Below are 17343 nucleotides of genomic sequence, written 5' to 3'. Positions count from 1 at the left end.
GGTGCCAGCGGTGGACCGGATCGGCAGGGGCAGAGGTGAACGGGATGGCGGGTAGGCCGCGACGGGGTGTGGGGCTGCGGGCGGTGCTGGCCGGGTGGCGGCCGGGGGGCCGCGGGCCGGTCCCGGGCAGCGCCGAGGCGCATCGGGTCCCCGAGGTGCCGCGGGAGTTCCCGACCGCGTGGGCGCGTCGCCCGGCGGCGCGGGCCGCCCGGGGGGTGTTTCTGCGTGGGGTGATGCGCCCGCTGCTGCGGACGACGCTGACGGTGGCGGTGCACGGTGCGGAGGCGTTCGACGGGGTCCGCGACACCCCGGTGATCATCGTGTCGAATCACAGCAGTCATCTGGACGCCCCGCTGCTGTTGTGCACGGTGCCCGGGTGGGTGCGGGCGCGTACGGTGGTGACGGCGGCGGCGGACTATTTCTTCGACAGTGCCTGGCGGGGGGCGTCGAGTGCGTTCGCGTTCGCGACGGTGCCGATCGAACGGCACGGTGGGGCGCCGTCGGCGACGCCGATGAACCTGCTGGGGGACGGCTGGAACCTGGTGATCTTCCCGGAGGGGACGCGGTCGCGGGACGGGGCGCGGGGCCGGTTCCGGTTGGGGGCCGCCTATCTGGCGATCAACGCGGGGGTGCCGGTGGTTCCGGTGGGGCTGCGGGGTGCGTACGCGGCGATGCCGCGGGGACGGTCCTGGCCGGTGGCGGGCCGTCCGCCGGTGTCGGTGCGGTTCGGCCGGCCGATGCGCCCCGCGCCGGGTGAGGATGTGCGGGCGTTCACCGCGCGGCTGGCCGCCGAGGTCGATCGGCTCTGCGCCGAGGACGCGACCTCCTGGTGGGAGGCGACGCGGGCGGCCTTCGCCTCGGGTCTGCCCGGTGCGGCTGGTCTGCCCGATACGGCTGGGACGGCTGAGGAGGCGCGGGTCGGGGATGCGGCGCAGGTGCCGGCGGCGCGCTCGGCCCCGGACGTCGCAGCGACCCCGGCGGGGTCCGAGCCGGCGGGCCGCACCGCCGGGGACCCCGGCGGTGCGGCCGGTGGTGGGGGCTTCCCCGGTCGGACCAGCCCGCGGGCGGTCCCCCGACCGGGTGGGACGGGTGGGACGGGTGGGGCCGCGGGGTCGGCGGCGGTCTCCGCGCGGCTGCGTGGCGCCCCGAACACCCCGACGGCGCGGTGGCGGCGGATCTGGGCGGCGACCGAGCCGGCGCCGCGCCCCGGGTCGCGTTCCCCCTGGCGGCGTTAGAACCGGGCCGCGGCTTGGCCCGGCGAGGTCGAGGATGGCCAGAGCGCGGGGCCGGTCTGCGCGAGATGGGCCAGGTAGGCGCGCGGGGACACCACGCCGGTCTCCTCTCACTCCTCCTACGTTGACGCCCAGGGCCGCCTATGACAAGCAAACTTGACTTTATGGAAAGTCGACTTTACATTCATGCCATGACCGATGACATGACCGATGAGACGCGGCGGGACAACGTGACACGCGCCGCCCGCAGGGCGATCTTCCTGGACGGTCTCCCCGTCGCCACCCTCGGCGGGATCGCTCTGGCCCTGGGCAGCGGCCCCGACCAGACCGCCGCCCAGAAGGCCTGGTGGCTGGGGGCCAGCGGCGCGTTCACGCTCGCCGTGGCATGGGTACTGCTGCGCGCCTTCCGCCGCGCCGACGAGTACCAGCGCAAGATCCAAGTGGAGAGCATGGCGATTACCTTCGCGGCAGTCCTGGTAGGGCTTCAGCTAGCCGCCCTGCTCGACGCCGCCGGCATCGTCCAGCTACGCCAGCTCACCCAGATAATCACCATCGGCGGCGTGGCGATGTGGCTGCTGATCGCAGACCTGCGCACCCGTCTACGCCGATGAAGAACCGGCTGCGCGTGCTGCGGGCGGAACGCCGGTGGAGCCAGGCCTACCTGGCCGACCGATGCCGGGTGTCCCGGCAGACCATCAACGCGATCGAGACCGAACGGTACGACCCCAGTCTTCTCCTGGCATTCACCCTCGCCGACATCTTCAGCCTGGCCATCGAGGAGATCTTCATCCCCGACCGGTCAGGGACAACCRCCGCCACCGACCGGCCCTGAGCTCGACCTCGGCCAACGCGCCCCAGCCACTCCAACATCGACACCCCGCTCCGTCGACAGATCGCCGATCACCGGCACGCACCGGCAGCACCGGTGACCACAGCGGTCCTGCCCTCCACCGCAAACAGCTCACCCGGACCAGCAACCTCGGGCCGCGCCCATGCCTCCTGCATGCCGCATCCCGCACTTCACGCTGCTGGCGTATCCCCAGTAGTCGGGACGCTGGCCGAAGACCGGCGGCTGATCCGCCGGACCGTCAGGCGCCGGGCGCCGGGCGCCGGGCGCGGGTGAGCAGGCCGAGAAGCGCCAGCGCGGCGAGGGCCATGACGACCAGGCCGTACCCGCGGGCGGTGGGCAGCAGCCCGTGGTGGGTGACCAGGTAGCCGGCGACGACCGCGGGGACGCCGAAGGCGAGGTAGCACAGCACGTAGACGGTCGAGAGCAGGCCGGCGCGTTCGTGCGGGGCGACCAGGGGGATCAGGACGCGCAGGCCGCCCTGGAAACCAGCGCCGAGACCGATACCGGCCAGCGTGGTGCCGACGAAGAACGTCGGGGTGGAGGGAAGGTCCGCGCCGAGCAGGGTGACACCGACGCCGACGAGCAGGCCCAGGGCACCGAGGAACATCACGGTACGGGCAGCGGTGTCGCGCAGGAGCAGCACCGTCAGGGCCGCGGTCACGGTGAGGGCGAAGACCGCGAGACCTCCCAGCACGACCCAGCGGGAGTCGACGACGAGACGGGCCAGGCTCGGGCCGAGGGAGAGGTAGAACCCGCTCAGGGCCCAGGATGCGACCAGGCAGGGCGCGGCGATCAGCAGGTCGCGGCGGGCGGCGGCGGGTACGCCGATGGTCGGGCGCAGCGACGCGAGCGCTCCGGGGATGCGCGGTGCGGTCTCGGGCATCGCCGCGACCCCGACCGCCTGGGCGAGCACGATCGCGCACAGCACCAGGTAGACCAGACGGGTGGGAGCGGGCAGGTAGGCCACGAGCAGACTGGACCCGAGGGCGCCCAGGGCCAGGCCGGTGAACGGGCCGACTCCGTTGGCCAGGGTGCCGCGGGCCCGGTCGAGGTCGAGCAGGCCGGCGCCGAGGGCGCCACTGGCGGCGCCGGTCGCCAGGCCCTGCAGAACGCGGCCGACGGTCAGTTCCCCCACCCCGCCGGCGGTGGCGAACACCGCCAGGGCGGCGGCGAGCAGCAGCGAGGAGGCGAGCAGCACCGGACGGCGCCCGATGTGGTCGGAGAGGGCTCCGACGGTGAGCAGCGCAGCGAGGACGGCCAGGGCGTACACGGCGAACACGACGGTCACGGTGATCGGGGAGAACCCCCAGCGGGCCTGGTAGACCGGGTAGAGGGGGGTGGGGGCCGAGGACGCGGCGAGGAACGAGCCGATCATCGACGTCTGCAGGAGGAATCCGGCGCGCGGGGACAGCCTGCCCCGGTGGGGCGCCGCGCCCGGGTCGGACGGGGCGTCGCGGGCCGCGGCCTGCCGCGGCAGGGCCACCGCCGGTACCGGGGCGGTGGCCGAGGACGGGGTCCCGTAACCGGCGGCGCCGGTCTGGCCGGTCTGGTCGGCGGGAAGGCCGGTGGCGATGGGTTGGGAGGACATCGGGTTTCCCTTCACCGGACAGCTAAAGCTAAGATTTTGCGTTAGCGCCCGACGGTACCCTCGGCCCGACGTTAACGCAAAGGATGTGCGTTAGGCTGGATGCGTGAGTCCGTCCGAGGGTCCGCGGCCCGGGGGGCGTAGCGCGCGGGTCCAGCAGTCCGTGCATGCCGCGGCGCGCGCGCTGCAGGCCGAGCGGGGTCGGCACGAGATCACGGTGCCGCTGGTCGCCGCCCGGGCGGGGGTGACCGCCTCCACCGTCTACCGGCGCTGGGGGGATCTGACCGAGCTGCTCGCCGACGTCGCCGCCGAGCGGCTGCGCCCGGAGACCCCGCCGGTGGACACCGGGTCGCTGCGCGGCGATCTCGCCGCCTACTGCGAGCAGTACCTGGAGGAGATGTCCTCCCCCGCGGGCCGGGCGTTCCTGCGCGACCTGGTCGCTTCCTGCGGCGACGACCGGCCGGCGTGCCGCTGTGACCTGTACATCCGCGAGCAGATCGGGGTCATCGTCGAACGGGCCGCGCGTCGCGGTGAACCCACCCCCGGGGTTGGTGAGATCGTCGAGGGAGTCATGGCGCCGATGATGTACCGCATCCTGTTCGTCGCCGACCCGGTCGATCTCGCCGACGCCCGCCGGTTGGTGGACGCCCTACTCGCCCGCGGCGGTGGTCAGCCGCGCGGGTAGCCGAGCCGGGTGTTGTACTCCTGGACCGCCGAGGCGGAGCTGACCATGGYGATCACCCACACGATGAACCACACCGGAACGGTGATGATCAGTGTGATGATGAAGAAGGAGAACATCCACAGGAACAGGTCGGCGATCAGAAGCACGACACCCGTGGTGGTCTTGCCGGCGTAGATGTGGCCCACGCCCAGCCACAGGAAGGTCAGCAGCAGCGCGACCGCGACCGACTTCGGCGGTACCGGCGGGTAGCCCTGGCCCGGGYCGGGACCCGGGAAGGGTTGCGGCGGGCCGATCGGATACGGCGTCGGACCCGGCCCRCCGGCCTGGCCGTGAGGCGGCGGCTGTCCGTACGGCTCGTAGTATCCGGCCGGCCCGGGCTGCTGCGGTTGCCGGTGCGGATCGTCCCACCTTGTCATGTGACCCCCGATCTTGTCGGTGCACACTGTAACAGGATCATCCGGTTACGTGAATGGACCGGAATACCGGAACCGCGATCGGCATCCCCAACCTTCAGGAATGTGACATTCACCACACAAAGATCGTTATGTGGATAAACCTGTCGACAAGCCGGTGGGTAACCTGCCGCGACCCTGTGGATGTCCTGTGGGGCGATGCTGATCCCGGATTCGCCGAGAAGTCAAGATGTTGCGGTGCGTACCGGCCGCGATATCACTGGAGTATGGCTCTGGCGCATCTGACTTCTCGTCCGACCACCACCGCCCGGCCCGCCGTGCCCGCCGTGCCGGGCAGCGCGCCCGCGCTGCCTCCCAGCGTCGCCCGGGTCGCCGCCCGCACCCGGCTGTCCGCCGAGCTGCTGGCGGCGATCCTGGAGGTCGAGCGGCGCACGCGGGCCACCCTCGAGGACATCGAACGCGCCGACGCGCTGGCCGAACGGCTGCTCGTGCGCCGCGGTGCGCGGCTGCGCGCCGCGGCCGGCCGCCCGGCCCGGTGACCTGCTCCCCCGGGCTCGGCTCAGGCGGCGCCGGCCCGCCGCGAGGCGCGCTCGGCGTGCGCCGAGGTGAGCATCAGGATCTCGTTCATCCTCAGGGTGAGCACCCGCGACGGGTGCTTGTCGAGGATGTCCTCCACCTCGAGGAGGGCGGCTTGGGCCACCGCGGGATCGCGGCGCAGCGTGGTGGCGGCGAGCGACGCCAGCGCCCAGCCGCGGTCGAGGGTCGCCGGGGTGGTCAGGTCGATCGCGGTGTAGGCGGCGGACCGCGCCCCGGGCATCCCGAGGCGGGCCATCGCGTCGGCGACGACGCAGGCCTCCCGGACCTCGTCGAAGGGGGGCCAGCCGGGATGGCGCAGGCCGAGCACGGTCGGCCGGTGGCGCAGTCGGTTCAGGGCGGCGTCGAGGGCTGCCTCGTCGCCGGTGGCCGCGGCGACGGTGACCTGCACCGCCGCCGCCCAGCCGTGCAGGTAGGGATGGTCGACGGCGGCCGCCTTGGCCGCGGCGTTGCCGGCGGCGGCGTAGCGTCCGGTGACGAAGGCGATCGCCGCGTCCAGGCTGTGCGCGGTGCCGGTGAGCAGCCGGTCGTCGAGCTGGGCGGCGAACTGCTCGGTGAGGGTCGCGAACCGCCGCGCCGAGGTGTCGTCGCCGGTGTCGACGGCCAGCATCCCGAGGGAGAACGACAAGTAGCCGGCGACCCGGGTCAGTTCGGCGTGCACCGTCGGGGACAGCCGCCGTCCCAGGGCGGCCTGGACCCGCCGCCAGTCGGCGATGACCGGGCCCACCAGCGTCGTGTGTGGGGCGGAGAACAGGGTCGTGGCGTACCGGTGCAGCCGGTCGTCGAGTTCGGTGAGCGTCACCGGATCGGGATCGGCGAAGGTGATCTCCCGGGAGAGTACCGCCGCGGCCCGTCCGGCGGACGCCAGACCGAGCCGGTCCGAGGCCCGGGTGGGCGACAGTTCCAGGCCGTTCATGACCATCCCCTCACGTTCCGCACCGGCGCCTCGTGGCRCACCGGTCACAGCCCGGCGACGGATGTCCGACCGGGCGGGGACCATGCTTCGTTGCGTCGTCCCGTGRCTGGGGCCGCCGCCGGTCGGCACGGCCGGCCGTACGCCGATGATGCTGATGAACCCGCACGGTTCACCCCAGTGCGTAGCTGATCCGGCAAACACTGTGACCAGTCGCAAGCTACCGCGCAAGAGGGGGGTTGTGTACAGCGGTTTGACAGATTGATCAGAGTCTGCTCCTGGTCTGCCCCGGACAGCTCGGACGTTCCCGATGATCGAGCTCGGGGTCCGTCCCCGCCGTGCCCGCCCCCGCCGGTGAGGTGGTCGCGGCGCAGGTCAGGCAGGTCGGGGGGTGCGGTGTTCCCGGTCGTCGAGCCATCGGTCCAGATCCTGTTCCCTCGACGCCCCGCCGTCGCCGCCAATCCGCGATCCGTCGGATAACTCACAGGCGGACAACTCACCTGCCAGGGCAAGCCTCGCCTCCCCGTGGCCGGGCCACCCTGCCGATAGGGAGAACTGTGGTAGGGAGAGACTGTGGTAGGGAGAGGCAGTGGATCTCCGCGGGCAGACCGCACTGATCATCGGTGCGTCGACGGGCATCGGCGCCGTCTTCGCCCGCGAGTTCGCCGCCCGGGGCGCCGACCTCGTGCTCGTCAACCTCGTGCTCGTCGCGYGCGGCGAGGACCGGTTGCGCGCGAACGCCGCCGAGATCACCCGGCGCAACGCGCTGCTGGCCCGGGGTGGGYGGCTGCTGCCGCGGCGGGCGCTGATCCGGATCCCAGCTCCGGGTCGACGACCTGGTCCAGCTGCCGTCGTACGTCGGCCTCGGTCAGGACGGCTGACGCGACGGTCATCACGCGCCTGCCAGCCGCAGCTCGGCCGGCACCGGGAGGTCGTACATCTTGGCGGCGTTGAGCCCGAGGATCTTCTTCTTCTGCTCCGTGGTGATGGGTGCGTACCCCATGTCCTCGGGGAACTGCCAGTCGACGAAACTCTCGATGAGCCACTTGGGCGTCCAGATCGCGTAGTCGGAGGAGAACTGGATCTTGTCCTCGCCGATCCAGTAGAGAAGTTCGCCCATGACCTGGGCGAAGTAGCGCGGCTTCGAGTACATGAAGTGCATGACCACCGCGAGTCCGCCGTATACGTTGGTCTCCTGGGTCGCGATCCAGCAGAAGTCCTCCAGCCGGGRCATCCCCACGTGCTCCACAATGAAGTTCAGGTCTTCGAAATCGCTTGCGACGTGGTCGATGTCGGCGACGTCGAACGCGTCGCGGTCCAGCGGCTTGATGGTCGGTCCCTTGTGGACGTGGATGTTCTTGATGCCTAACTCCTGGCAGGCCTCCAGGTACCGATAAGYCCAGGGATCGGTCAGCTTCCATCCGCGCGAGCCGCCTTTCCACTCCGCGGTGTAGAGCTTGRCCCCCTTGAGACCGAACCTCTCGGCGTCGGCGCGGAGCTGGTCGAGGCCGGCCTCGCCGTTGCGCGGATCCCAGTTGTGGTTGTAGGTCAGCTTGTCGGGGTGGGCCTGGGTGAGCGCGAACGCCTCTTCGGTCTGCCCGAACCCGTTGGTGTAGAACTCCCCGAGGTAGGCGGGTTGGAAGATGGCGTGGTCGACGTACCCGGTCTCGAACACATCCTTCATCAGCCGCTCGCCGCCCTGGTAGAGGTACTCGTCGTACTCCCACATCTCCGACGCCGGGGTAAAGCTCGTGTGGTAGGCGTAGAAGCAGTCGATGAACTGCTTGCCGTGGACGTTGCGCTGGTTCTCCGGGCGCCCGTCCCACAACGCGATGTGGGCGTCCACGATGAAGTAGTTCTCACCGTCCTTGGCGTACATCCTGGTCCTCCTCCGGCCCACGGCCATCGCGGGCCTGTCGGGAGGCTAGTGCCCACGTGGGGGGAGAGGTCCCGGGGTCGATGTCTCATTGTGGGATGACCGAATGTCCCAAACTGAGACACGCGCGGCCGTGCCAGGGACGAGGCTGGCGCCTACGCTTATGACCTGGATCACAGCGGGGCTTTCAGGGAGTGTCATGCCCGACGACGTCATCCCGGCACGTGCCCGCGGGTTCGCGGCCGAGGCGCGCGCGGGGCGCGACCACACCCGGTCGGACGTCTCCTGCCGGCTGATGGCCTCCTGGCAGCGCAGCGAGGAGTACGGCGTCTCCCTCGACGACGTCGACCCGGTCTTCTCCGGCACGATCGACCAGAGCTCGCTGTTCTACGACAGCGGCCGCGAGGTGCTGGCCAGCCTCCACCGGACGCTGGCCGCGGAGCCCGTCAGCCTGATGTTGACCGACGCGGACGGCTTGGTGCTCAACCGTCTCAGCGGGGACACCAGCCTCCTGCGCGCGCTGGACCGGGTCCACCTCGCGCCGGGCTTCTCCTACGCCGAGCGGGTGGTGGGTACGACGGGACTCGGGCTCGCGCTGGCGGACCGCGCCCCGTCCCTGGTGCGGGCCGAGGAGCACTACGCCGTCGGGCTGTGCTGCTACACCTGCGCCGCGGCGCCGGTGCTCCACCCAGGGACCGGACGCCTCGAGGGCTCGGTCAACCTGACGACCTGGTCGGAGTCGTCGAGCAACCTGCTGCTCGCGCTGGCTGAGTCCGCCGCGCAGCACACGACGGACCTGATGCGGTTGCGGTCCGGGGGCGTCACGGGTGGCCGCCCGCGCCCACGCGGCGAGGTGTTCCGGGTGGAAAGCCCGCGCGCGGAGCCCGGGGCCGGCAGTCTGCACGACCTCTCCGGCTCCTGGCGCCGTGCGGTGTCACTGGCAGAGGCGGGCCTGCGCGACGGGCGGGTCGTGGCCTGTGTCGGCGAGCCGGGCAGTGGCCGTACGACGGCGCTCGCGCAGGCCCTGCGCCGGGCCTTTCCGCGCTACCGCATCCTGGCCGCGAGCAACCCGGCAGCGGCGGACGTCGAGCCGTGGCTGTCCCTGTGGACCCCGGAGCTGACGAAGGCGAGCACGGCGGTCATCGTGCGCGACGTCGACCTGCTCCCCCTGTGGGTGGCCGAACAGGTGCGGGACCGGGTGCTCAGGGCCCGGGTCGAGGCGCGATCGGGCGCAGCCGACCCGGCGGGCTGCCTACCCTTCGTGATCACGGTGGAGCGGTTCGAGGATATCCCGGCCGCACTGCGCGCGATCGTTGACGGGATCGTCCCGGTCGCACCGCTGCGCCAACGGCCCGAGGACATCGGGCCGTTGGCGCGGGTGGCGGCCCTGCGGGCACGGGGCCGCGAGGTGGATCTGACCCCGGCGGCCGAACGCGCCCTGTCCGACCATCGTTGGCCGGGCAACGTCGAGCAGCTGATGCAGGTCGTCAAGAAACTGGCTCGCCGCCACGACCCGATCGACGTCGGACACCTCCCGGCCGAGGTGCTCTCGCACGGCCGCCACCGGCTGACGCGACTGGAGACGTTCGAGCGGGACGAGATCGTGCGGGCTCTGAACGACCCGTCCCTCACCATGGCCGAGGCAGCCGAGCGGGTCGGCCTGAGCCGGTCCACGCTCTACCGGCGGATCGCCCAGTACGGCATCCGGGTCAGGTAGCCGCTCAGCCCGGACTCACCGGGCCGCGACCACGTAAGGATCACTGTCACGGGAGTACTAGAACTGTCACGGGAGTACTAGATCAGCACCTGGCGCTGTTTTCCGTTCCGATGTTCCTCATGCCCCGGCTAGGGGTGAGGAGGGGGGTGAACAGGAGGAGGGATGCCGCGGTGAGGCCGACGATTGCCAGGCGGGGTCCGGTGGCGCCGGCGGCGAGGTGGACGGCGAGGGTGACCATGGCCACGCCGAGGGCGGTGCYCAGGCCGCGGGTCATGTTGACCAGTCCGCCGCCGGTACCCGACGCGTGGGCCGGGATCGCACTCATGATCGTGGTGTTGTTGGTGGGGGTGTAGACGCCGAGGCCGAGGCCGAGCATGGCCATCGGGGGGATCAGCCAGGGTGCGGACAGTGGCACGGCGAGTGCGGCGGCGAGTGCCATCGTGCAGGTGACGGCGCCGAGCGCGTAGCGGCGGCGGTCGCTCCACCGGTCGGGTAGGACCGCCCCGGCGCCGCTGGCGGCGAGCGCGAAGCCTCCGGGCAGGGCGGTGAGGACCAGCCCGGCGTGCAGGGGGGAGGTGCCGCGGTCGGTGAGGACGACGGGGACCAGGACGAGCGGGCCGAACAGGACGAGGTAGCCGCACAGCGCGCCGACGAGTCCCCCCGCGAGGGCAGGGATGCGAAGGAGGCGCAGGTCGATCAGGGGTGCCGGCGCGCGGCGTTCCCGTTGGACGAGGCCGTAGCCGGCGAGCGGGGCGAGGATGGCGAGGATGGCGGTGGCCGCGGAGGGCAGGTTCAGGCCGGAGACGGCCGAGATGGCCAGCAGCAGGGTGGTGGTGGCGGTGGCGAGGAGGGCCAGGCCCGGCCAGTCGAAGGGGGCAGGGTCGGTGCGCTGGCGGGTGCGGGGTAGCAGGTAGTAGCCGGCGATGAGAGCGATTGTCCCGACGGGGACGTTGATGGCGAACACCCAGYGCCAGCCGAGGGTGGTGACCAGGGCTCCGCCGAGGGTGGGGCCGAGAGCGAGGCCGAGGGCCTGGGCGGCGGCCTGGACGCCCAGGGCGGCGCGCATCCTCGGGCGGGGTGCGCTGGTGGCGACAAGGGCGACGCTGTTGGCCTGCAGCATCGCGGCGCCGACGGCCTGCGCGACGCGGGAACCGATCAAAGCGGCGAGGCTGGGAGCCAGGCCACAGGCGGCCGAGGTGGCGGTGAAGACGAGGAGTCCGTAGAGGTAGAACTGTTTGCGRCCGTGGGCGTCGGCGAGCCGGCCGACGGGCACCAGCAGGGCGACCAGGGTGAGCAGGTAGGCCAGGGAGACCCAGGTGACTGCAGCGAGCGGGGCGTGGAACTGTGCGCACAGCGGCCCGTAGGCCAGGGTGACGATGCTGGCGTCGAGTTGGCCCATGAACGCGCCGAAGCACACGGTGGCGACCGCCAGCCACCAGCCGCCCGGCAGGTCGCGGACCGCGCGAGGGCGGGCCCGCTCGTGGGCCAGCAGCGACATCAGGGTGTTGCGGGATGCGGAGGTACGCACGCCCGGGTCCATGGCTACCTGCTCCTCCAGCGGAAGCCGCTCACGGCAGGGCGCGGCTCCCCAGCTCTGTCTGTGACAGATAAACTCTGTTTCAGACAGAGTAGGCCGGTGCGGGGGCGGATGCCAGGCCGGCCGCTGGAGGTGGGCACGCGGCGTTGGCAGCCGGCGGTGTAGGCCGCGACGTACAGGGCGAACAGCCTTCCCCGGCGAAAGGCCCAGCGCCGGTCGGCGGCGAGCAGCAGCACGCCGAGGTCCTGAAAGTAGTTACCCACCGTCCGATCGCCTGCGCCAGCACCAGCCCGGGCGCGGCGGCGTCCGCGAAGCCGGCGGGCGTGATCCCGCAGCGGCGGCAACCGGTTCGGCACGCCTCCCGAGGAACCTGCGGTCAGGGTCCGCCGGTGGCGACGGAGGACGGGTCGGCCGGGCGGCGGTCATCGAGCTGTTCGACCAGGCGTGACAGGGCCGGCAAGGCTTCGACAATAACGGCCTGGTCGGCGGCGGCGAGCCGGCCCAGTGCGTCGCCGAGCCTGCGTTCGTGGGCCTCGCGCCACCCCTGCAGATGGCGGGTACCGGTCTCGGTCAACGACACCCGGGCCGCGCGCCGGTCGGCCGGGTCGGTGACCCGCCGCAGAAGATCCGCGTCCGACATCTGTTGCACCAGGGTGCTCACCGTATTCGGGGCCAGGTGGAGCAGGCCGGCGAGCTCGCCCACCCGCGCGCCATCGCGTTCCTGCAGGCATTGCAACAACTCCACCTGGGCCATCGGCAGGGCCTCCCACGGGTAGTCGCTGCGGATACTCGTCCGCAGCACCCGCCGAAGTCGAGTGACGACCTCGGTCAACGCCCGCGCGTCCCGCTCCAGCCGTAGCTGCACCACCACCCCGACAGGATAGCTGGAAAAGGGCCGGTTTCACCGGTCGGATCAGCAGGTTCTCCACGACGAGGCCCAGACCCCACCGCAGGCCTCACCCGCCCCTGCTCGGCCGGCGGRCTCGGACCCGCACCCGTGACCAATTCTTATACCGTTATTAGTATCACGGTTGTGGTGCGGAGTCGGGTAGGGGCATGCCGGTACTACCATCATGGCCATGGTGCGGACGCCGTTGACCCGGCTGGAACGCGAACGCGGGGAGCGGTTGGGCGCCCTGCTGCGCACCGCCCGGGGGGACCGCAGCATGGTCGAGGTCGCCGCGGCGGCCGGGCTGTCGGCGGAGACGCTGCGCAAGATCGAGACGGGCCGGATCGCGACCCCGGCGTTCTTCACCGTCGCCGCGCTGGCGCGGGTCCTCGGCCTGTCCCTGGACCTGATCGCCGACGCCTGCGCCGATGCGGCGATCCCGTCTGGCGTCGCATGGGGCTGAGAAACCTCGGGAAGAAAGATTCGTGTTTGTCCTCCGTTCGGCTGAGTCGCTGAAGATTACCGGTGGCGGGGAGCCGCACGGCACGACCGTGGGCGCGGGGCGTATCACCCGGAGAACACGCGATCCCCGGCGCTGGTAGGTCAAAGCTGATGAGACGTCAAGGCCGCCGGCCGGTGGACCTGGTATTGAGCAGAGTTTCCCGGACTGTCTGCAGGAAGTGGGCTGGGCCGGCCTGGTCTGTCCAGCTGTCGCGGTAGGCCAGGGGAATGGGCGAGTTGCCGAGGTAGGTGGCGCGTAGGGCACGGGTGACCAGCGTCCCGGCACCGGCACCGGCAGAGCCGGCCGCGGCGGCTACGGTGTCGGCGGCGAGCTCCGTTTCTGTGCCGCCGGCGAAGGTGTAGGTGATGACGATGTGGACAGTGCCGTCGGCCGGGTCGGCGCTTATGGCGGGGTCGGTGGTCATCTGCCAGATGGCTCCGGGCTCGTCGCGGGTGACCGTCCACTCGACCTCGACGGTTGTGTCCGGGGCGACCTCGATGACGTCGACGAATCGTGCCCCCACCGGCACCGGGCGGTCGGTGTTCTCCCCGCGGACCGCCTTCGTCGCAGCGAAGGTGCCGACCCAGTTGTCGGGAGTTGCCATGAAGGCGTAAATCTCCGCTGCGGACAGTGGAATGTGCAGGCTGACTTCGAGCGTGGTGTCGAGCACTGGATGATCTCGATTCCTGCCGGCTGGGGGCGGGGGTTGGTTCAGGGTTCAGGGTCAGGATTCGTTGGAGAGCATTTCGGTTCGGTCAGGTGCGCCGGGGCGAAGAACTCCRCCAGCGGAACGAAGCCGGCAACCATACCGAGAAACTTTTTCCGGGTTTCTGGACTGTTCGCCGCGGCCACCAGCAGCGCGGCCAGTTCGGGGGGGAACGCCAGTTCGCCTACCGTGCAGGCAAGCCGGTAGGACGCGGCGGTCGCCTCGTCGCGATGCCGCTGGAAATCCGCCAGGGCGGCGTTCATCGGCTGCTGCCCGGACAGGCCGCGGTCCACCGCGGCCGCCAGCAGGTCCGCCTGGGTGAAGGCGTCGAGCATGCCCTGGGCGGTCACGGGATCGCGGTGGTAACCGGCGTCGCCGACCAGCGCCCAGCCCGGCCCGTGGCCTGCGCGGTAGTAGTTGTCGGGGTAGAGGGAGCCGTGGAAGCGTTCCTCGCGCCGGCCGCGGGTGGCCAGCTCGTCGGCCAACTCGGGGAAGACGGCACGCACGACACCGAGGAAGTTTCCCGGCACGTCGGCCCGGAACTCGGCCAGGCGCTCCCGCCGCCGCATAACCGCAACCACGGTCAGGCCGTCGTTAGTCGGCCAGCAGCCGATCTGGGCCCCGTTGCGGAAGCGGGCGCTGTGCTGCCGGTCGAGGCCGCTCCAGTACGAGTAGTAGATGAAGCTGGCGGCCGGTACGACGTTGTAGAAGGCGGCGTTCATCGTCGCCGCGATCGTGGAGCGGGGGCCGTCCGCGCCGATGACAATGGCGGCCCGATCCTCGGCCGCGGCGCCGCCGGAGCGCCGGGTGCCACCGCGGATACCCACCGCGCGGCCGTCGGCTACCAGTACGTCGGTCACCGGGTAGCCCAGGCGGACCTCGACGCCGGCGTCGAGCGCGGCGTCCAGCAGCATCGCGTCCAGCACGGTGCGCCGGGGTGCGTAGGCCGCGCTGATGCCGTCCACCGGATCGACGCCGCCGGTGATGACGCTGTCCTCCCAGGACAGCGTCATCTCGGTGATCGGCGGACACCCGGTTCGGACAAGTCGGTCAAGCAGCCCCCAACCGGCCAGCTGGTGTGCCCCGGCCTGGGGCAGATAGTGGGTGGACAGCGTGTCCGCCGGAAAGGTCGCGCGGTCGACCAGCAGCACCCGGTGGCCGCGCCGGGCCAGCAGCATGGCCAGCGGGGAACCGGCGCACCGGGCACCCACCACAATTGCGTCGTACATCCAGTCAACCCTTCTGAACGAGCGTCGCACACCCGTGCCGGTCAGCCCCGTCCACCGGTCAGCCGAGCCGGTCCAGGACGTCGGCGACGACCCTGCGCACGGTCGGCCCGAGACTTCTCCAGGCGGTACCGAGGTCGTCCGCGAAGAACCGGCGATATCCGGTGTCGACGGACCGGATGCTCGCCGCATACCCGGAATGGAACAGAACCGGAATCTTCAGCCCGGGCGCGGTGGCGACGGCGACGGGGCCGGCATCGAGCGCGAGCGCGTCGAAGACCTGGATCTCGGTGCGGTCGGCGTGCTTGAGGAAGACCAGCAGCCATCCGTCCCCGCTACCATCGCCGTTCTCTCCGCCGGGCGCGACGTCGCCGTCGCCGGTGACCGGCACGTACACCGGCGACTCGCCGATGGTGCCGGTCGGAAACGACCACGAGCACTTCTCCGTCATCGTCTCGAGGTCGATGCACACCACCGACGAGGCAGTCCCGCCGGCCGGCAGCTGATCCACCGGCACGACCCGGTGCGGGTGGTCGCGGTACATCTCGACGACCCGGCTGACCAGGCTGTCCGGCGGTGCTCCCCAATACGCCTGCCACAGGTACCGGCCGCGTTCCAGGGCCGGGCGTCGCAGGTCCCTGGCGTAGAGCAGGGTGCCCCAGTGCCGCCGGGGCTCGAGGAAGTACCGGGTGGCGCGTACCTCGCCGGTGCGTCCGGCGATGACGTACCGACCCACCGGTGAGGCGTCGACCGGCGTCGGGAGAAATCCGCGCAGGCTGGCCGGGAAGTGCTTCCCGGACCCCCAGACGGTGTCGGTGTCGGTGATCGCGTAGTTGATGTCCCAGCCGTTCGAGTGGGCGACGTACAGGGTGATGTCGTCGCCGTCCTGGGCGTAGTCGGCGAACTCGTGGAACGACTCGTAGGGCACCCGGGCGTGCGCCACGGGGACAGCGCCCCCCACCCGCCTGGTGGTCAGATCCCTCTTCGCCACCAGATAGATATCGGTGAACGGCTGGTGCGGCCTGGTCCGGTTCCGGCCGGCGACGCTGCCCGGCTCGGGCCGGAAACCGATTTCGGTGAAGATGACGTAGTCCCTGGTCACCGTCACCTCGTGGGTGCCCTGCACGATGCGGGCGCCCGGTACATGCCAGCTTTCCAACGCGCCGCTGCCGTCCCAGCGCACCACCCACAGCGGCCCCTCGACATCGGCCGTCGAATTTCCCCGGGGGCGTAGGTGGATGTTGCACCACCACAGGCAACCGTCGTCCAGGTCGACGACCGGATGGGACGTCGTCTGCACACCCGGGAACAGCGGGTGCGCGCCGACCTGCGGGTATTCGTCCACGCCACCGAGAAAACTCTTGAAATCAAAGGTGACCGGATCGAACTCCACCGGCCGCTGCCGATCGGAGGTCAACAGCAGCCGGTCGCCGAAGAAATGCGGCGCGGTGTGGCTCACCGCCGGTCGCGCGCCCACCAGCAACCCGGCCAGCTCCGCCGGCGGCAGCACCGAGCGCAGCGCGCCGAGAATGGCCAGGTCCGGAGTGACGACCCGGCGCGTCTGCCAGCGCTGGGTGGCCAGGTCGACCCGGGTGAGCATGCCCGGCCCGGTCAGGAAGAAATCGAGCGCGGTCGGCTGGGACGGACCGACGACGAAGGCGTGTCCGCGCAGGCCGGCCGGCCACTGCCCGGTAGTTGTGGTCAGCTCGACGTCATACTCGCGACTTGGTTCGAGGACATGGTAGAGCGCGTGATCCATGCGACTCCTTGTCGGTGCCCCCGCGACGATGACCCACCATGTTTTGGGTTCAACGCTATGTCGTTCTGAACAGCTGCTCTGAACAGCTGCTCTGAACGGTTGTCCTGACACGGCCCGTTCACCGGCCACAGCCAGATTACAACAGCTCACCACGCCGAAAAACACCGGCCGTCCGTACCATTGTCCGCGTGTATAGATCTATAGGGGTCACGCTGAGATGCGGCAAAAAGGGGCAGTGGGGTGACCGCGTAGTACGTCAACAACACCAGCGGCGCGAGCCGATGCTGATCAAAGGTGGTCCGCTCGGCCACCCAGCCGACCTGGTCCGCGGTCACGCGGAAGCGCCRCCATCCCGATCCGGCGTGYCATGCCGGGCGATCGCGACCGTCGCCCGCCGGCCGGCGCGTTTGGGTACGAGCAGGACCGGCTGTGGCATGGCCGTTGCCGGGGGCAGGGTGGCCGTTTCCGGGGACGGGGGGACAGCGAAGGGAATCAGACAGGCGGCCTCGGCGACRCTCGGGGTGCCGAGCGCGGCGTGGGCGGCGGCACCGGGATGGGGCACGTCGACGGTGGCGAGCAGGGCGGCGGGATGGCCCACCAGCGGCCAGCCGTGGTGGCGGGCGGCGGCGACGACGCCCGGTTCGTCCCGGCGGGCCTCGACCGTCGCCATCCGGCGCACCGCGCTCGCCGGCGCCGCGAGGTCGTGCAGCGCCGCCTCGACCAGCTCCAGGATCTCCGCCGCCGTCACCCCGGGCCGTGCGCCGACACCGACGACCAGCCTCCCGTCCCCCGGTTCCGCTCCGGTCACGCCGCGCCGGGCTGGATCCGGCCGGGTGGGCCGGCGGGCTTCGGGGCGCGG

The 17343-nt window shown here is 71.3% G+C and carries 17 protein-coding genes and 1 pseudogene; 7 read left to right on the top strand and 11 right to left on the bottom strand.

Translation table 11 applies throughout. The annotated features are described in order from the left end of the window. Positions 1 to 44 precede the first annotated feature (44 nt). The 3 genes from KBI5_RS09305 to KBI5_RS09295 all read left to right on the top strand — a co-directional run bounded on the left by KBI5_RS09305 (position 45) and on the right by KBI5_RS09295 (position 2064). The gene (locus tag KBI5_RS09305; protein WP_023841333.1) at positions 45 to 1235 is read left to right on the top strand and encodes a lysophospholipid acyltransferase family protein; all 1191 of its coding nucleotides are present in this window, start codon (positions 45 to 47) and stop codon (positions 1233 to 1235) included. Between the two features lie 200 nt (positions 1236 to 1435). Continuing rightward, positions 1436 to 1843 (top strand): hypothetical protein, encoded by a 408-nt coding sequence (locus tag KBI5_RS09300; RefSeq protein WP_235463112.1) that lies wholly within the window; start codon positions 1436 to 1438, stop codon positions 1841 to 1843. After that, positions 1840 to 2064, top strand: coding sequence for a helix-turn-helix transcriptional regulator (locus KBI5_RS09295; RefSeq protein ID WP_035911469.1), 225 nt, complete (start codon positions 1840 to 1842; stop codon positions 2062 to 2064). The genes KBI5_RS09300 and KBI5_RS09295 overlap by 4 nt, the downstream gene beginning before the upstream one ends. Positions 2065 to 2320: 256 nt before the next feature. Here the strand turns inward: KBI5_RS09295 and KBI5_RS09290 are convergent, their stop codons facing one another. Further along, positions 2321 to 3670 carry an MFS transporter gene (locus KBI5_RS09290; protein WP_011436696.1) on the bottom strand — a complete coding sequence of 450 codons (1350 nt, stop codon included), beginning with the start codon at positions 3668 to 3670 and terminating at the stop codon, positions 2321 to 2323. Between the two features lie 103 nt (positions 3671 to 3773). On the opposite strand from KBI5_RS09290, the gene KBI5_RS09285 reads away from it, so the two are divergent. After that, the gene (locus KBI5_RS09285; RefSeq protein WP_023841334.1) at positions 3774 to 4352 is read left to right on the top strand and encodes a TetR/AcrR family transcriptional regulator; all 579 of its coding nucleotides are present in this window, start codon (positions 3774 to 3776) and stop codon (positions 4350 to 4352) included. On the opposite strand, the gene KBI5_RS09280 is transcribed toward KBI5_RS09285, so the two are convergent. Further along, entirely contained in the window at positions 4337 to 4768 is a 432-nt protein-coding gene (locus KBI5_RS09280) for a TM2 domain-containing protein (RefSeq protein WP_241882775.1), read from the bottom strand. The genes KBI5_RS09285 and KBI5_RS09280 overlap by 16 nt on opposite strands. Before the next feature lie 263 nt (positions 4769 to 5031). On the opposite strand from KBI5_RS09280, the gene KBI5_RS09275 reads away from it, so the two are divergent. Further along, the gene (locus tag KBI5_RS09275; RefSeq protein WP_049760904.1) at positions 5032 to 5304 is read left to right on the top strand and encodes a hypothetical protein; all 273 of its coding nucleotides are present in this window, start codon (positions 5032 to 5034) and stop codon (positions 5302 to 5304) included. 20 nt (positions 5305 to 5324) lie between these two features. Here the strand turns inward: KBI5_RS09275 and KBI5_RS09270 are convergent, their stop codons facing one another. Together KBI5_RS09270 and KBI5_RS09260 are read right to left on the bottom strand one after the other, a co-directional pair. After that, the gene (locus tag KBI5_RS09270) at positions 5325 to 6275 is read right to left on the bottom strand and encodes a hypothetical protein (RefSeq protein WP_011436700.1); all 951 of its coding nucleotides are present in this window, start codon (positions 6273 to 6275) and stop codon (positions 5325 to 5327) included. Between the two features lie 889 nt (positions 6276 to 7164). After that, the gene (locus tag KBI5_RS09260) at positions 7165 to 8151 is read right to left on the bottom strand and encodes an amidohydrolase family protein (RefSeq protein ID WP_085015012.1); all 987 of its coding nucleotides are present in this window, start codon (positions 8149 to 8151) and stop codon (positions 7165 to 7167) included. Positions 8152 to 8347: 196 nt separating this feature from the next. Between KBI5_RS09260 and KBI5_RS09255 the strand changes: the two genes are divergently transcribed. Further along, entirely contained in the window at positions 8348 to 9865 is a 1518-nt protein-coding gene (locus KBI5_RS09255) for a helix-turn-helix domain-containing protein (protein ID WP_023841336.1), read from the top strand. A gap of 82 nt (positions 9866 to 9947) precedes the next feature. Here the strand turns inward: KBI5_RS09255 and KBI5_RS09250 are convergent, their stop codons facing one another. The 3 genes and pseudogenes from KBI5_RS09250 to KBI5_RS09240 all read right to left on the bottom strand — a co-directional run bounded on the left by KBI5_RS09250 (position 9948) and on the right by KBI5_RS09240 (position 12273). Further along, positions 9948 to 11405 (bottom strand): MFS transporter, encoded by a 1458-nt coding sequence (locus KBI5_RS09250; protein ID WP_116289880.1) that lies wholly within the window; start codon positions 11403 to 11405, stop codon positions 9948 to 9950. A gap of 149 nt (positions 11406 to 11554) precedes the next feature. Further along, positions 11555 to 11748: pseudogene (locus tag KBI5_RS27725) on the bottom strand (prolipoprotein diacylglyceryl transferase); the annotation flags it as partial. A 30-nt stretch (positions 11749 to 11778) separates the two neighbouring features. Further along, positions 11779 to 12273 carry a MarR family transcriptional regulator gene (locus tag KBI5_RS09240; protein ID WP_023841338.1) on the bottom strand — a complete coding sequence of 165 codons (495 nt, stop codon included), beginning with the start codon at positions 12271 to 12273 and terminating at the stop codon, positions 11779 to 11781. Between the two features lie 208 nt (positions 12274 to 12481). On the opposite strand from KBI5_RS09240, the gene KBI5_RS09235 reads away from it, so the two are divergent. Beyond that, positions 12482 to 12754 (top strand): helix-turn-helix transcriptional regulator, encoded by a 273-nt coding sequence (locus KBI5_RS09235; RefSeq protein ID WP_035941703.1) that lies wholly within the window; start codon positions 12482 to 12484, stop codon positions 12752 to 12754. A 157-nt stretch (positions 12755 to 12911) separates the two neighbouring features. Here the strand turns inward: KBI5_RS09235 and KBI5_RS09230 are convergent, their stop codons facing one another. The 4 genes from KBI5_RS09230 to KBI5_RS09215 all read right to left on the bottom strand — a co-directional run. After that, the gene (locus tag KBI5_RS09230; protein WP_011436707.1) at positions 12912 to 13463 is read right to left on the bottom strand and encodes a hypothetical protein; all 552 of its coding nucleotides are present in this window, start codon (positions 13461 to 13463) and stop codon (positions 12912 to 12914) included. 41 nt (positions 13464 to 13504) lie between these two features. Beyond that, positions 13505 to 14728 (bottom strand): NAD(P)/FAD-dependent oxidoreductase, encoded by a 1224-nt coding sequence (locus KBI5_RS09225; RefSeq protein ID WP_085015011.1) that lies wholly within the window; start codon positions 14726 to 14728, stop codon positions 13505 to 13507. A gap of 58 nt (positions 14729 to 14786) precedes the next feature. After that, entirely contained in the window at positions 14787 to 16484 is a 1698-nt protein-coding gene (locus tag KBI5_RS09220) for a carotenoid oxygenase family protein (RefSeq protein ID WP_085015010.1), read from the bottom strand. A 331-nt stretch (positions 16485 to 16815) separates the two neighbouring features. Beyond that, positions 16816 to 17343, bottom strand: a 528-nt coding sequence (locus tag KBI5_RS09215) for a cobalamin biosynthesis protein (protein WP_347272489.1), incomplete at its 5' end; no start/stop codon positions are given.

This window comes from Frankia sp. KB5, from assembly GCF_002099325.1.
GTDB lineage: Bacteria > Actinomycetota > Actinomycetes > Frankiales > Frankiaceae > Frankia > Frankia casuarinae.
The sequence above is the reverse complement of the archived record's forward strand: the minus strand, read 5'-3'. Positions and strand labels throughout refer to the sequence as shown.